We start from the raw sequence: 15,939 nt of genomic DNA, 5'->3' as shown, positions 1-15,939 counted from the left end.
CTCTATCCCTTGAAAACCATCGCGACGAGCGCTCCATCGTATGTCTCGGGAACTTCAACCTCGCCCGGTTCAGGGAACGCCAGCTGACCACCGTTGAGTTCCATGGCCAAGTTCGCGTAATACAAGCCAAGTCCCATGCCGCTGGGCTTCCGGGTGAAGAACGGCCGTGTGATGTGCTCTGGAGAATCGCGAAATCCGGTCCCGCTGTCCGCCACCAAGATGGCGGGGCCGTGTTCGAAGTCGTGAGACGTACCCAGGAACAAGCGGCGTCTGGAAGTGGCGTGATCGTCGGGGAGTTCCGGCCACCTCACCCGCATCCAGTACAGGGCATTGTCTATCAGGTTGTTCAGGGCTCCCAACACCAAGCCGAAGCTGAAGCTCGACTCGAAATCTCCGGCGCCATCGAGTACGGGACACTCGAAACGGATTCGATGATGGCGTAGGCGCAGGAGGTTGAACTCCCGCGCCGCCTTTACGAGTCTGCTTGCCCGATGCCGCCGCTTGCTGTCTCGCCGGAGGAGCGTCGAGAAGCCGTCCAGGACCCGCGTGAGTTCCTTGGCTTGGCGGGCTGCGCCCTCCATGTCCTTTCCTTCGGTGATGACCCGATGAAGAACTCGAACGCCCCTATCGACTTCGTGAAAAACGACCGCGAGGTTGAGACCCGACATGCCCGCCGTGAGAAGCGTTTCCTGCATGTCGACGTAGTCGCGCTCAATCTTCGCGACGTAGGGCTCGAACGTCTCGCGAGCTCCCCGGTCGTCAAGCGCTCTTCGCAATTCCGCGATAGGCTTGTCGATTCGCGCGGCGGCGTCCGTCGGCTTCTGAGTGAGATGCCGTATCCGCTCCTTGTCGATCTGCCTCTCTTCCTCCAGGGCCCCTAACGCACCCAATACGATGTCGCGCAGTCGCGAGCATGCGTCGTTTTCGACGAAGCCTTCCCGGTTGGTTTTTTCGACTAGGTCGACCGAGGATTCGATGGACAGATGCACTGCTCCCAGAATGATATTCCTGCTGACTCGGCGCGTCGGGATGTTGACGCGACGGAGGTCGAGGCCGAGCCAGTCGTCGCCTTGCTCTCCGTAGTTGTACACGCGGATCCCGTCCCGATAGACCCGAACGCCGCCATTCTCGTCAAGATAGCTGGTCAAAAGGCGAGTATCGCCAAGCCGGCGCAGCACCTCACGATCACGATCGAAGACATGAAACTCGCCCGTTACGGGTCCGATTCCCCGAGTTGTGTCAGTGTTGGCAACCACGTTCTCACTCGTTCGGCCCCTCTTGGCTACCGGCGGCAGCTTCAGCTTGTCGCCGCTCTTGCTGACCTCACGCCCGTCGAGGTTGAGACCCGGAACGCGACGGAACTGGTAGTCGAAATCGAAGCGCCCTGTCTCATCAAGCCGAAACGAGAATTTCCAGGTGGCGCGATTCAGGATTTCCCTGAAGTCGGGCAGATCTTCGATCCAATCTTCCTTCCCCGGAACTTCCAGTTTAGCCTGAAACCCGCCCGGTTCCTCGAAAGGGGAGCAGATCGCTGTAATCTGGTTGGCCAAGCGCCGGATCTCCCCTCGCTGCCATTCAGGTCCCCGCAGTTCCGAGATCCTGATGCGGGTCCCCGTCCTCCCGCCTGTGAACAGCCTGGGAGGGCGCTCGCGCACGGTGACAGGGGCCTCATCGAGGAACGGCTTCTCGATCAGCTCATTCCAGTCGATATCGACCACGCATTCGTCGAACCGTGCGGCCCGCGTCGTGACGTCGATCCGGTTGCCAAGCTTGTGGACAGCGAACCGGCCGAGCCCCTTCTCACCAAGCGGTAGCCGATGGTGCTTGGCGGAGCGCTTCCCTTCCTCCCGTTGCCTGCGCCGATGATCGTCGCCCGGTACGAGCCAGACCGAACGAAGCAGGTCGAGGGACATGCCATCTCCGTCGTCCGTGACGGTGATGGTTGGAGGATCGCTCGAAGCCAAGTCGATCCGAACCACGACTTCCGTGGCGTCCGCGTCGTATGCGTTCTTCACCAGCTCGAACACCGCCAACCGCGGGCTACCGATGAGTTCGTCACCGAGCAACTGCAACACCCTCGCCCTCGGGCGAAACGGTGCCTCGTGGATTTGCTCGGACGGTGAGGCCATGGAGTTTCTCTCACTTGGGTCAAGCGATGGCGGACATCCCCAATGTAGCCCCTTCGGTTCATCTCGGCCTCAACGACGGTGCAGCCGAGACTGGGAGCGGCGCTCGAGGGGTCTCGTCGGAGCGCCCAGGAGTGTCGAATCCGTTATGTTCAAAACCGCAGGCTGAGTTCCGGAGTTTGACTTCATCCGAAGATTCAGAAGACGATGCGCTGACGATTGCCGAGTGAATCCCGCCCGAGGCCGTCGGGCGAACCCGGGCCTTCACCGGAACGAAGTGCCAACATGGCGCGGATTCGCGGCAAGGACACCCGGCCTGAAGTAACCGTTAGGCGGCTTCTGCACTCGCTCGGATACCGCTACCGGCTCCACCGTCGTGACCTACCGGGAACCCCCGACATTTGCTTCCCCGGCCGGAAGAAGGTGATCTTCGTCCACGGCTGTTTCTGGCATCGGCACGAGGGGTGTCCCCGCACGACCACGCCCCGGACTCGCACCTCGTTCTGGGAGAACAAATTCACCGCCAACATGGTTCGGGATCGCCGAAACATGAACGGTCTCGCTGAAATCGGCTGGGACGCAATCGTAGTCTGGGAGTGCGAGATCGCGGACTTGGACGCGCTGGTCCCGCGTCTTGTCCGGTTCCTCGATGCTCATGTGCCGACGTCGACGCTGCGTTCGGGCAGCTGAAGTAGTACGCTGAAACCGATGCCACGCGCCGCGAACCTTCTTCGGGGCCTGGAACGAAACGTCCAGAATTCCATCACGCCCTACGATCCCCCAAACGGTCGTCTCGGCAGTCCCCCTGCGGCGTCCCATGGGCCACTCGCCCCCCCTGCGCCCGGTTCAACCCAAGAGCCCCGCCGAGCCCCGTGGCCCTGGCCCCTCGGGGCGAACGCCCAGGCTGGGGTCCATCACGGCATCTACCGCCGCAGCCCCCACCGTTGCACCTTGCCCGTGACCGATTCAAAGCCCAGGCAAGGAGCCAACCGATGCCCACACCCCGTCCCCTCGAGTTTCGATCTCTGAAGCAGCTCTTGCGGCGATTGCATGCAAATAGAGAGAAAGAGCGCAGTGAAATGATCTCCATCGACGAAGCTGACTTACCGCTGTGGCAGCGGCAACTCGTGTGGTCCGACGTCGAAATGGGTCTCCTGTGCTTGTCAATTCTGCGAGGGTATCCGATCGGTCAGATGATCTTATGGAAAAAGGGTGATGAAGTCCGCGTGCCGATTGACGGACGGCAACGTCTGACTGCGATCAAACGCTTCTTTGAGGGGCATATTTCGCTACCTGACCTTCGGCACGTCGAAATGGAACTACGCGGCATGAAATACGCCCTGCAGGAGGGAGATGATCCTGCGTTACTTTTGCCTATGGAACTTCGAGATGATTTCGATGACTATGAACCAGCGATATTAGAGTACACGGACATCAACGAAGATACTGCGAAAGATATCTTCGTGAAATTGCAGGGCGGAAAAAGTCTGACTAAGACGGAAGTGAGAGCGGCTTTGCCGGGTCTTGTGACAGATTTTGTGAGTGATCTAACTATACCTCCAACGCTAGTGTCGGAAGATGATCTTGAAGATGAAGAGGCTCCGGGGCGTCACGATTTCTTCTCTGAAATCCAAATACGTAATCGTCGCAAGGCTCACCGTAACATATGTGACATTCTTCTGCATGAATTTCTATACACGGGTCAGGATAAACATTGGTCCAGCCTAGAGTCACTCTACCTGGATAAAGCTCAAACACTCACCGAAACCGAGATGACCAGATTCAGGATGTCATTATCTCAATTCCATCGAGATGTGCGGATTGAGAAAGACGGTAAGAGTATGGTTCATCCGGGGCTGAGGAGTGCCTTCTTGATTCTCACGTACTATCGAGTGTGGCGAGGTCTCAAGAAACTTGCGCTGCCGAAGGCATTTCGCTTTGTAGAGGCGGCAGGTGAATTCGAGGAGGCGCGGCAAGTCAATAAGGATGATCCGCCCTATGTCAACTTTAATGCCGCACTGAGCAACGCAGGGTACGCCCAAAATCGATGTGCCCAGCGACATGGAATTCTGATGAACTTCATGTTGGATCGGTTGCCGACGGCGGAGCCGCGAGATCCGAGGCGGGGGTTCACGGATGACCAAAAGGTGGCGATATGGAATCGCGCGGACGGACGGTGTGAATGGGAGAAGGGCGAATCGAGGTGTGAGAAAGAATTTCCGGAGTTTCGGGCTGCTGACGCGGACCATATAGAAAAGTGGGCGGAGGGAGGCCGAACCTCATTAGAAAATGGGCGATTGTTGTGTAGTGCGCACAATCGAGCTGCGCGAACGGCGGCATCATGATCTGCGGATGGCGCAGTTTAAGCATTTGTGGCAGGCGTTGTGGAGCCGCTTGATGTAGACGCCGACGACTCTTGGGACTTCCGCCGGGCCGGGAGCGCGATACGGGGCGCAGCAGGTAGTCGAGCGTCGATGACCGGCTGGTCCGTGAGTGCGGGAGGGGTGCGCATTAGTTCAATGCCGTCCGTGCCGGGAAGGAACAGGTCGAGCGGCCCGAGATCGGGGCGGCGCGTCCGCCGCGGCCGCTGGCGGGTCGGCAGCCGCTCCCGCCGGACGCGCCGCGCCCCCGAGCCCAGGCTCGTCGACGACCGGGATCGTGAAGGTGAAGCGCGCGTCGGGGCCCGTTTCCGCGCGTCGGCCCAGATGCGGCCCCCATGCGCCTCCACCAAACCCTTGCGTGACGACCACCGACTCGATGTCGTCCCGCTCCGAGCGGATGGGCGTGGCGTTGATCAGCGTGTTGACTCTGCGGCCGTCCGGCGTCTCGAGGACCATCTCCTCCACGCGAACGGTCCCCGCCTCGCGCGATGGCGGCGAACAGCGCCAGAACCTCCTCGTCCTCGCGTGTGAACTCCCGGCCGCTCTCCTTGTCGCCGAGGAAGAAGTTGCCGACCTGCGCGCCCCGGTGACGGATCGGCCTTCCAGGGAAGTTCCGGGAGAAGGTTTCGTCCTCGGGGAAGCCGGGCCCGGTCCTTCTGCCGCCTCCTCGTGACGACTCGCTTTTGCAGTGTAACGGCACATTAACGATACAATAGCACCTGTAACCTATGGTAACACATGAGCTTATGGACAAGACGGAATTGCCGTGTCAGTTTGATTGGTCGGACAATAACGATCCGGTGCACTACGGCGACCGAGGGCTACGGCGCGGCGGATGCCTGTGGCGAACGCTGACATTTGCTTCGGCACCGACCCGCGGCCATTCGACGGGAAAGAGGGCGCCGAATGGGTCGATGTTCTGAGCGATTGCTCGGTCGGTTTTGCTCGCGATAGCGGGGAGTTATCGCGCGCTACACGTCTGTATTGAATTGAATGCCGGACACCCCCGGCTGCAAGCTTCCGGGTGACGACTCTCTGACCCCGCGCGCGCGACAACGCTCCCGTGGGGGGTGGACTCGGCACCTCCCACCTCGGCGACCGGGCCGCCTCAGCGCCGCTGTCGCTCGGCTAACTGCGCAGCCCCGCTGCGGCGCGCCAACAATCGCTCGCCGTAACGCTGGACCATGCGCACACTCTTCCAGCGTCCGGCCTGGAGGATCGCCGGCAACTCGATCCCGCAGGCGATCATGTCCTGAACCGGGCCCACACGCGTGCTGTGCCCGGCGAGGGCGACCACGTCCGCGGCGGGCACTCCGGCATTCAGGGCCATCGCCTTGTAGATGCGCGGCACCTGGCTGGCGTCAAGCGTCTCCCCCACCGTGCCATCCTTGCGAACCGAACGGAACAGCCGCCCCTCGGCGATCGCGCCGCGACCGAGCCAGACCTTGACGATCCCCAGGGTGTCGCGCGCGACAAAGAGCATGGCGCCCGCCCCCTCGGGATCCGTCTTACTCCGTCGCACGAGCAGCGTCGCGGAGCCATCGGCCTCCTCGACCAGGTCGGACACGTTCAGTGACACCAGCTCGGATCGCCGTAGCAGCGTGTCGTAGGCCACGGCCACCAACGCGCGGTTCCGCGCGTCGATCAGCCGTCCTCCCGCAGCCTCGATCAGCCGGTTCCGGAGCGGCCATGTCATCCCGGCCACCTGCGTCTGCCTGCGCCCGCGCATCCGGTACATCCGCTGCAGGGCGAGCTTCACGGCCGCGTTCTCCTTCGGGTTCGCCAGGCCAAGCGCCTTGTGGAGGGTGGCGATGCTGGACACGTAGCGGCGCACCGTGGCCGGAGCCCTGCTGCACGCCATGTCGTCGATGAAGGCGACCACGGTGGCGTCGCTCGCAGGCATTGCCGCCAGACCGTGCCTCCGGCACCAAGCCAGAAATACCCGAAGGTCGGCCCGCAGCGCTCGCTCCGTGTTCCGGCTGAACGCGCTCGTGACCGTCTCGAAGAACCACGTCAACCGCTCCGCCATCTCCACGTCGGATGCTGCATCGGCCAGGGCATCTATGGGGGACTTCGCGTCTGAATCTGGCATCGAGTGGGCTCCGGTTCGGTCGCAACGACCACGCGTCTTGCTCGCGATAACTCCCCGCTATCGCGAGCAAAACCTGCCTGCGAGCGCGAGCGGCCCAACCGTCGCTCAATCGCATGGGGGCTCTGCCACTTCAGCGGGCAAAGAAAGTAGATGCCGAGAAACCGCGAGAGTTCGAGGGCGAGTCGGTCGCGACGCCGGATGCGGGCGCCGAGGTTGCGCCTTCCGTGTCCGGCCAGGCCTGGCGTCTGCCTGGACGCCGCCGTCCGCCCGGCCCGCTCCAGGCGCGCGGCGGCGTGCCTGCTCGCCGCCATCCTCGCCCTGCTGCTCGGCACCGGGGCTGCGCAGGCGCAGACCTCGGTCAAGCTGGTGGGCAACACGGGGCAGACGACCCACAGCAGCACCTCGTTCCAGAACGACGGCGGGCAGGCCTTCACCAGCGGCGGTAACGCAGCGGGCTACAAGCTGACCGCGGTGGACCTGGACCTGTTCGACCCCGGCGGCACGCCCCCGAACTACGCCGTGCGCATCGTGTCGGATGCGTCCAACAATCCGGGGACCACCGTCCTGGGCACGCTGACGAACCCGGCCTCCCTCAGCACCGGCAGCAGCAACAGGTTCACCGCCGACGGCGCGGGCATCGACCTGAATCCCGACACGCAGTACTGGGTGGTCCTCGACGTGGGGAGCGCCAACAGCAGCAATTTCGGGTGGCGGGTCACGGCCTCGATCGACGAGGACGCGGGCGCCGCGGCGGGATGGCGCTTCGACGCGGCGCGCAGCCGGACTGCCGCCAGCACCACGTGGGTCGGCGCCGACCGTCCCTACAAGCTGGCCGTCCGGGGCTACGCCAAGGCCGAGCCGACCCTGTCCAGCGCGACGGTGAACGGCACCGCCCTGACGGTCAACTTCCACGCGAGTCTGAACACGGCCTCGACGCCGGCGGGCAGCGCGTTCACCGTAACGGCGACGGCGGCAGACGGCACCGCGAGAACCATCGCCGGCACAAGCGCGGCGGTGACGATCAGCGGCACCATTACGGCCGCGACCCCCACGGTGTACGTGACGCTGGCCTCGCCGGTTGCCGAAGGCGAGACGGTGACGGTGGGCTACGCCAAGCCGTCCACCAACCCGCTGCGGTTTGCCGACGGCACGGACGTACCGGTCTTCTCCGGCCAGACGGCGCGCAACGTCACCTCTCCTCCGTCCTTCTCCAGCGCGACGGTGGACGGCACCGTCCTGTCGGTCACCTTCGACAACAACCTGGACGCTGGCTCGGCGCCCGCGAGCAGCGCGTTCACCGTGACGGTGTTGGCGGCGGACGCCACCACGAGGACCATCGCCGGCACGAGCGCTGCGGTGACGATCCGCGGTGCCAGCGTGAGCGTGACCTTGGCCTCGGCGGTGGCCGAGGGCGAGACGGCGACCGTGAGCTACGCCAAGCCGGCGAGCGATCCGCTAAAGGGCCCCGCCGGCGCCGACGTGGCGGACTTCTCCGACCAGCCGGTGCGCAACGTCAACGTCACTCCACCTCCGGTCTTCGTCAGCGCGACAGTGGACGGCGCCACGCTGACGGTCACGTTCGACAGGGACCTGCGCTGGGACGTGGTGCCGGGAGGCACCGTGTTCACCGTGACCGCAACGCCCGAGGGCGGCACCGCGAGGACCATCCAGGGCACCGGCAGACCGACCATCGCCGGCCCCGCGATGCGCGAGACCCTGGCCTCGGCAGTGGCCGCAGGGGAGACGGTCACGGTGAGCTACACCAAGCCGACCGGTCCAGGTGCGCTACCGCTGCGGGGCTTCGGCGCCGGCAGCGAGGTGGAGAGCTTCTCAGGCCAGCCGGTGGAGAACGAGACGGCGGCCGCGCCGGCCTTCTCCAGCGCGTGGGTGAACGGCACCGATCTGCGGGTCACGTTCGACGAGGACCTGGACACGGGCTCGGCGCCGACGAGCAGCGCGTTCAGCGTGGTCGCCCAGCCCCAGGGCGGCAGCGCGAGGAGCATCAACGGCACCACCGCGGCGGTGACCATCAGCGGCGCCACGGCGAGCGCGACGCTGGCCGTGGCCGTGGCCGCCGGCGAGGAGGTGAGGGTGTCCTACTTCAAGCCGTCGAGCAACCCGCTGCGGGACTCCGGCGGCAACGAAGTGTCGAACTTCTCCGCCCAGCCGGTGCGCAACGGCACCGGCGACACGACGGCGCCGGAAATCGAGAGCATGGTGGCCAACGGGACCACGGTGACGTTCACCTTCAGCGAGGCGATGGACAGGTCGAGCGTGCCGACGGGGACCGGCGGCTTCACTTCGAACGTCTCGAGAATTGGCGTCAGCATGGGCACGAGCCCGTTCACCGCCGCCGACGTCCTGACCGCATCCCTGACTTCGGCGGCCCGGCACGACGAGGCCATTTCGTTCGACTACACCGGCACCGTTCTGCAGGACCTCGCGGGGAACAAGTTGGCGACCTTCTTCCACGGCCAGCACGCCAAGCACGCGGTGGTCAACAACACCCCGCCGGCGTTCTCCTCGGCGGAGGTCAACGGGACGACGCTGACCATCACCTTCAACGGGGGTCTGGCCACGGACGCGGGCTCGCTGCCGGCGGCGGGCGACTTCGCGGTAGAGGTGGGCGGGAGCGCGTGGGCCTTGGCGGAGACGAACCCGGTGGCGGTCAGCGGTAGCACGGTGACGCTGACCCTGGCCGCGGCGGTGCTCGACACCGACGCCGTGACGGTGTCCTACACGCCCGGCGCCAACAAGCTCAAGGACGCCGACAAACTGTTGCTTCCGGTGCCGGAGTTCAGCGCCCAGTCGGTGACCAACAACACGCCGGACGACACGACGGGGCCGACGTTCGTGAGCGCGGCGATGAACGGACTGACCTTGACGGTCACCTTCAACGAGGATCTGGACGAGACCGTGTCGGTAGGGTCGGTTGTGTTCTTGGCCACCCTCGACGGCAACAACGCAGATAGGGGCAACATTCCACTCTCCATCTCCGGGCGGACGGCGACCGCGGGCTTCCTCACGGCGGCCCGGCGCGGCCAAATGGTCAGGATGTGGTACGTGGTGCCAAACGACCCCACCCTGCGCCTCAAGGACCGTTCCGGCAATGCCGCGCAGGCATTCAGCAACCAGCCCGTCACCAACAACACCCCGCCGGCGTTCTCCTCGGCGGAGGTCAACGGCACAGCGCTGACCATCACCTTCGACGGGAGCTTGGATACCGGTTCGGAACCCGCGCCGGCCGCCTTCACGGTGAAGGGGGCTGGCGCGGACCAGACGCCGACCGCGGTCGATGTCTCGGGCACGAAGGTTAGTCTGACGCTCGGCCGGCGGGCGCTGGCCGGCGAGACGGTGACGGTCAGCTACGAGGTGCCGGAGGACAACCCGCTCCGGGACGCCGACAGGGCGGAACTACTGGTCCCGGGATTCTCCGACAGGGCGGTCACGAACGCGCAGGCGGGCCAGCCGACGATCAACCTGGTGCGGATCGTCTCGTGGCCGACCTTCGACGCGGACAACAACGGTACGGACGACACGTACCTCCGGCACGACGAGATCCTCGTGGACGTGGAGTTCAGCGAGCCCATCGAGGTCACCGGCGGCGGGGAGGTGCGGCTGCGCCTGCAAGTCGGCAACAACCGCAAGGTGCTCGGTTCCACGGGTGGCAACACGGCTCTCCCCAGGGTGCTGCACGGCGGCAGGACGTTGCGCTTCAAGCACGTCGTCCAGCCCGGCGACGTGGCCGCCAATGGCGTGTTTGTGCACACGAACGCGCAGAACCGGGTGATCCTCGATCCGAACGCCAGTGACAAGGTCGTGAGCGCGCTCACGGGCGCCCGCGCGGATCTGACGACGAACAACCTGAATGAGGACATGCGGACCACGGCCGATCCGCTGCACAAGGTCAACGGTGCCAAGACGGGCGGCAACGACGTGGGGCCGCGCGTCACGGACGTGTTCGTGAACGGCGCGGTGATGGCCGTGCACTTCGACAAGAATCTGACCGCCGGGAGCTTCGCGGACCTGAAGTTCGAGTTCCAGGTGGCGGGCATCGGCGGCATCGGCGTCGACGACCCCAACAAGGCCCTGAACCCCACCAGGGTCAGCAGGTCCACCAGCCAGCACAGTGTCCTGAGGCTGGAGCTGGGCACTGGGGCGCGCGCCGACGAGTCCGTGACGCTGACCTACACCGGCACGGCGTTGAAGGCGCCCGGCAGCCAGGGCGGCCGCCGGGCGCCGATGTTCCGGGACCGGGCCGTGACGAACAACACGGGGGGCGCAGCGGGACCCGAGCCGGTGCGCGCCGAGGTGGTGCTGACGGCGTTGCGGGTGGCCTTCGACGCGGCGCTGGACGAGGTGTCGGTGCCGGCGGGCGGCGCCTTCCTGGTCGTGGCGGAGGATGCGGACGGCGACGTGCGCGGCGTCGCGGGCACGGGCACCGCGGCCATCAGCGGCGAAACCGTCACGGTGGAGCTGGCCGAGGGGCTGCGCGCGGACGAAACGGCGTATGTGAACTACACGAGGCCGGTAGCGAACTGGCTGCGGGGCACGGGCACCGGCAACCCCGCCGTGCTGTCGTTCGAGCAATTCCGGGTCGAGACGGTGATCGAGGGCATACCGCCGGAGCTGCTCGGCGGCTCGGTTACCCAGACGGGCAGCAGCCCCGCGAAGTCCATGATGGTCCTGTCGTTCAACGAGGCGCTGGACGAGTCCTCCGCGCCCGCGGCCGCGGACTTCGCGGTGACGGTGAGCAGCGTCGCCGTGACGATCTCGAACGTCGCTTTCGAGGGCGGCAACAACGTGGTCCTGACGCTGGACCGGCTCGCACCGTCCGGGACGCTGTTCCAGGTGACCTACACGCCGGGGACGGACCCGATCCGGGACGTGGCGGGCAACAACGCGGCAACGTTCACGCGGACGCTGACCGCCGAGTCGGCCGGCAAACCGGCGCTCCAGTCGGTGGCCGTGGACGGCGCACGGCTCGCGCTGGCCTACGACATGCCCCTCGATCCGGCGAGCCTGCCGGCTACGGACGCGTTCACGCTCCACCATCCGCTCCACCACGGCGAGCGGGTGGCATACACCGCCAACAGCATCACCACCGTCGGGGTGGAGGACTCGACGGCGGTGCTGCGCCTGGCGCACCCGGTGTTCCCCTGTTCTCCCGCGTTCACGGTGACGTACACCAAGCCCGCCACCTCCCCCCTCCAGGGCATCGACGGCACGGCCGTGGACGGGTTCATGCACCATGAGGTGGTGAACGAGCGCTGGCGGGCCGAGGATCGCTGCGCCACGGGATGGGCAATGAAAGCGGAGGTCGGCAGCATCATCCTGACGGCCCGGCGGCCCTTCGCGACGGACTCCGTGCCCCGAAGCGAGTGGTTCACGGTCGCGGCGTCGGGCGGGCCGGTGACGGTGACGGGGGCCGCGTTCCCCGCGGGCGAGGCGAACAAGCTCGTGCTGACACTGAGCCGCGACATCGCTGCGGGCGAGACGGTGACGGTGAGCTACACCCGGCCGGACGGCGCGTCGGGACTGTGGGACGTGGACGGCAACCAGCTTGCGGACATCGAGGACATGTCGGTCGAGAACGCGGCGGCGGAGGTCCCGGCGGCGCCCGGCGCGCCTGCGCTGACGCAGGCGTCCGACACCAGCGTCGAGGCGACCTGGACGGCGCCGGACGCAAATCCGCCTGTCGCGGGCTACGACATCCAGTACCGGCGTCGGGGCGCGCCGGATTGGACAGATCATACGCACGCGGACACCGCGACCTCGGCCACGATCGGTGGCCTCGAGGCCGGACGGAGCTACGAAGCCCGGGTGCGGGCAAGGAACGCCGTCGGCGCGGGTGAGTGGTCGGAGCCGGGAGCCGGCCACACGGGCCCGGCCCGGTTCGAGAGCGCGGCGACGCCCGAGCACGGACGCGGTGTGAGGCTCACCTTCACGAAGGACATCTTGATCTCGGGCCTCCACACGGATTACACGGTCCTGGTCGACGGCGTGCCGCGGCAGACCAACCCGGCGTTCTGGGAGAAGAACACGGTGGGCCTGCGCCTGGTCGAGCCCGTGCGGTGGGGCGACACGGTGACGGTGGCTTACACGAAACCGTCGAGCGGTGCGGTGCTGCGTGACGCCGACGAACTCGCGATCGAGAGCTTCGGCCCGGAGCCGGTCGCGAACACGGTGCCGCGGCCGACGAACAGCGCGGCGACGGGTGCGCCGACGATCTCCGGGACCGCCCAGGTGGGCGAGACGCTGACGGCCGCGACGGCGGCCATCGAGGACGCGGACGGGCTGACGGGTGCCGTGTTCGCCTACCAGTGGCTGTCGGACGATGCGGACATCTCAGAGGCGACGGACTCGAGCTACACGCTCGCGGACTCGGACGAGGGTATGCGGGTCCGGGTGCGAGTGACGTTCACGGACGACGCGGGCCACGAGGAGACGCTCGTGAGCGCGGCCACCGATCCGGTCGCGCCCCCGCCGCTCACCGCCGCGTTCCACGGCGTGCCTGCCTCGCACGGCGGCAGGGGTGCCGAGTTCAGCTTCGAACTTCGCTTCAGCGAGAACTTCGGCGGGCGCTTGCCCTACAGGAAGCTCAGGGACGAGGCGCTGACGGCGACGAATGCGCGGGTGACGGGCGCGAGTCGCGTGGCACGGGGACAGAACCAGCGCTGGACGATCACGGTGCGAACGAACTCGTCCGACTCCGTGACGGTGACGCTGGCGGCGACGACCGACTGCGGCGCGGCGGGCGCGATCTGCACGCCGGACGGGCGGCCGCTGTCGAACTCTCCCACGGCGACGATTCAAGGGCCGAGCGCGGGCGACGCGGTGGGTGGCGACGCAGGGCGCGACTCGCTGGTCCTCGAAGGCGAGGCGCTGGAGATCGTGAACGGACTGACCCCGGACGAGGGCGCCGACGCGCTTTTCGGCGGGCGGCCGCTCAGCGAGGCGCGGCGGACCGCGCTCGACCGTTTGGGCAACCGGAACGGTCGCTACGACCTCGGCGACCTGCTCTCCTGGATCGAGCGCTGCCGAAGGGGCGCGACGCGGTGCGGAGGGACGCCCGCCGGTCCCGGTCCCGCTACGGGCGCCGCCCTGGTGGGTACCGCCCTCGTCGGCGCCGCGGCGGCCGGAGCCCGGGGGAACTCCCAGCGCCGGAGAAGGCTCGAGCGCGCGAGGCGTCGCCGACGTGCCAGGGTCGGCTGGGCGCTCGCCATGCTATTCGCCGCCGCCACGATCTGGTCGTGCACCGGCGACCTCATGGGGCCACCCACCGCCGAGCGGACTCCCGGCCCTCCGATCGTCGCGGCAACCGCACCGCAGGGTCCCGGCCTCCTGACCGTCGAGTTCGCCCCGCCGTCCGGCCATCGCGACGCCGGCGTCCTGCTCGAGCTGGAGGGGCCCGGTATCGAGACCGTGCGCGCTCCCGGTCTGGAACTGTATCAGTCCGAGATGTCCGGACCGCGCCAGATCATCGTGGGCGGTCCCCTGCGGGCCGGTACGCTCGTTCGATTCCGCGTGCCGGACCGCAGCCAACTGTCCCTATACCGCGTTCACGTCCTCGAGGTCGCCGGAGAGGACTACAGGCTCAGAGATGCAGGGCAGTACCAGGCCGTGATCACCCACTGACGGCCCCGGACGTGTTGGGGCCTGAGGCCGACGGACTCGGCATGAAGGCGCTGGGCGACCCGAGCCGGATGCGCCAGATCGAGCGTGGTTGCTCGCCGTCGCTCGGGACGGCGGATCGCATTTCGGTCACGTTGCAGCCGACCTCGTCCATGCTCTTCCCGGCTCAGGTCGCCCACATGCGGAGGGTTCAACATCAGACCCACGCGCTCACCGCCTGACTCAGCCTGGAGCGGATCCACAGCGTCTCAACTCGGCAGGTTCACCACGGATGGTACGATAACACGTGTCGTGTTGAGGGCGCTCACAGGGTATAGCAGGATCAGGATGTTGTACGTGGTATCGAACGCTTCGGCGACGCATTCGTGTGGCTGCCCGTTGGCATCGGTGAACGACAGCGACATCGGTCTGGTCATTCTGCGGCCAATGGGAATGACCGGCCAGAGAGGGTGGTCGGGCGTCATCGCTTCGATGGAGGGGCGACCGAAGCGGGCGAGGAACGACGGCGAGGGTTCGATGCGTCGAACTGTCGCGCGGGGACCGGCATCCTCGGTGGCTTCAAGTCCGTTCAGAACAAGAACCAGACACGGGCTCGGGTTCGTGCGGGCGTACTCACGAACCGAGGCATAAACCGAGGCGCCGAATCTCTTGGCGAGTGTCATCGGTGTCTTGATCTCCAAGGGAAAATCGGCTGCGTTTTCGGCGAAGGCACGGTCCTTGAACAGCAAGAACCGCGCGAAGTTGTTGGCCTCACGTTCGAACTGATCCGCGACGGTCGGGTCCAACGTCTTGCGGCAGTCCTGGAAGAATCGGAACACCTTACGATGCCAGGGAAGGTCGTGATGTCCCACCTCGTGCAACTTCAGGAAGGTCTGCTTGGCTTCCACAAGGGTGTCGTCGATATGGATGACGGCAGCGGTAGCATCGTAGACGCCGAACACCTTGCTTATCGCCGTCTTGACGAGGGCGCGCGTATCGGCCGTCTTGCCCTTGACGTAGGAGATGATTGTGGCCGGGTCGAACGCGCCGGTCTGGTCAACGTGGACCTTGGCAGCGGAGAGGATATCGTCGACGGGGACGGGGAATTCGTTCCAAGCATCTGCGCGGTCAAGGAGTCGGCGGGCTTGCTCCTCGACCGCGCGGAGGTCCGCGGGGTCAAGCCTACTGTCGTCAGGTCGAATCATGGGTTCGCCCCTTGCCGCGTATGAATTGAAGGAATCGTAGCAACTCTGATTCCTCTTCCTCCGTCAAATTGTGCTCCGCGAACGTCGCCACGCGGCCGTGGCGGTCATCGTCGGCACGTTCCGAAGAAGGCATGAGATAGCCGGCCTTGATCATCAGATTCTCGAAGCTGATGGCGTAGATCTCGGCCAGGGAATGAAGGACGTTGGGGGAAGGCTTGCGAATCCTGTCGTTCTCGATTTGGCTGAGGTAGGCGTTCGAGACTCCCTTCTCGGTAGCCTCTTCGACGTCACGCAGGGTCATCTTCCGGTCCGCACGGATGGAGGCAAGGTACTCTCCGAGTGTGGGCTTCACGCTGAATCCCTCCGAAGCCGGGTGCACGATGCACGTCCTCGTCGATGGCGTTCCCGGTCCTCAGTCTAGCTCTGACCGGGATGACGATCAAGCATGCTCGACCGATGCTTGACAGCACAAGCACGCTCGGTAAGATTAGCTGATCGACTTCTGGGGCTGACGTCCAAAG

8 protein-coding genes are annotated in these 15,939 nt (G+C 65.8%); 4 read left to right on the top strand and 4 right to left on the bottom strand.

Translation table 11 applies throughout. From position 1 onward, the window contains the following. Nucleotides 1-2: 2 nt before the first annotated feature. Nucleotides 3-2,075, bottom strand: coding sequence for an ATP-binding protein (locus ACOGI9_RS11000; RefSeq protein ID WP_419857172.1), 2,073 nt, complete (start codon nucleotides 2,073-2,075; stop codon nucleotides 3-5). Between the two features lie 270 nt (nucleotides 2,076-2,345). Here ACOGI9_RS11000 and ACOGI9_RS10995 point away from each other — a divergent pair, with 270 nt between their 5' ends. Both ACOGI9_RS10995 and ACOGI9_RS10990 read left to right on the top strand, forming a co-directional pair. Continuing rightward, entirely contained in the window at nucleotides 2,346-2,816 is a 471-nt protein-coding gene (locus ACOGI9_RS10995) for a very short patch repair endonuclease (RefSeq protein ID WP_419857171.1), read from the top strand. Between the two features lie 389 nt (nucleotides 2,817-3,205). Beyond that, on the top strand, nucleotides 3,206-4,471 hold the full coding sequence (locus ACOGI9_RS10990) for an HNH endonuclease family protein (protein WP_419857170.1): 1,266 nt from the start codon (nucleotides 3,206-3,208) through the stop codon (nucleotides 4,469-4,471). Nucleotides 4,472-5,615: 1,144 nt separating this feature from the next. On the opposite strand, the gene ACOGI9_RS10985 is transcribed toward ACOGI9_RS10990, so the two are convergent. Continuing rightward, nucleotides 5,616-6,599: a tyrosine-type recombinase/integrase gene (locus tag ACOGI9_RS10985; RefSeq protein WP_419857169.1), complete on the bottom strand. Its 984-nt coding sequence runs from the start codon at nucleotides 6,597-6,599 to the stop codon at nucleotides 5,616-5,618. Nucleotides 6,600-6,812: 213 nt separating this feature from the next. Between ACOGI9_RS10985 and ACOGI9_RS10980 the strand changes: the two genes are divergently transcribed. Together ACOGI9_RS10980 and ACOGI9_RS10975 are read left to right on the top strand one after the other, a co-directional pair. After that, on the top strand, nucleotides 6,813-14,237 hold the full coding sequence (locus ACOGI9_RS10980) for a SwmB domain-containing protein (protein ID WP_419857168.1): 7,425 nt from the start codon (nucleotides 6,813-6,815) through the stop codon (nucleotides 14,235-14,237). Between the two features lie 41 nt (nucleotides 14,238-14,278). Further along, nucleotides 14,279-14,455, top strand: coding sequence for a hypothetical protein (locus ACOGI9_RS10975; RefSeq protein ID WP_419857167.1), 177 nt, complete (start codon nucleotides 14,279-14,281; stop codon nucleotides 14,453-14,455). Nucleotides 14,456-14,482: 27 nt separating this feature from the next. Here the strand turns inward: ACOGI9_RS10975 and ACOGI9_RS10970 are convergent, their stop codons facing one another. Together ACOGI9_RS10970 and ACOGI9_RS10965 are read right to left on the bottom strand one after the other, a co-directional pair. Then, nucleotides 14,483-15,418, bottom strand: coding sequence for an ImmA/IrrE family metallo-endopeptidase (locus ACOGI9_RS10970; protein WP_419857166.1), 936 nt, complete (start codon nucleotides 15,416-15,418; stop codon nucleotides 14,483-14,485). Next, entirely contained in the window at nucleotides 15,405-15,770 is a 366-nt protein-coding gene (locus ACOGI9_RS10965; protein ID WP_419857165.1) for a helix-turn-helix domain-containing protein, read from the bottom strand. The genes ACOGI9_RS10970 and ACOGI9_RS10965 overlap by 14 nt, the downstream gene beginning before the upstream one ends. Nucleotides 15,771-15,939 lie beyond the last annotated feature (169 nt).

Origin of the sequence: Candidatus Palauibacter irciniicola (assembly GCF_965208695.1) — a bacterium.
Classification (GTDB): Bacteria; Gemmatimonadota; Gemmatimonadetes; order Palauibacterales; family Palauibacteraceae; genus Palauibacter; species Palauibacter irciniicola.
This window is presented reverse-complemented; position numbering and strand designations above follow the sequence as displayed.

Coding starts and splice junctions, on each gene's coding strand:
- ACOGI9_RS10990 (WP_419857170.1), top strand. CDS start 3,206: ATGATCTCCATCGACGAAGCTGACTTACCGCTGTGGCAGCGGCAACTC.
- ACOGI9_RS10970 (WP_419857166.1), bottom strand. CDS start 15,418: ATGATTCGACCTGACGACAGTAGGCTTGACCCCGCGGACCTCCGCGCG.
- ACOGI9_RS10975 (WP_419857167.1), top strand. CDS start 14,279: ATGAAGGCGCTGGGCGACCCGAGCCGGATGCGCCAGATCGAGCGTGGT.
- ACOGI9_RS10985 (WP_419857169.1), bottom strand. CDS start 6,599: ATGCCAGATTCAGACGCGAAGTCCCCCATAGATGCCCTGGCCGATGCA.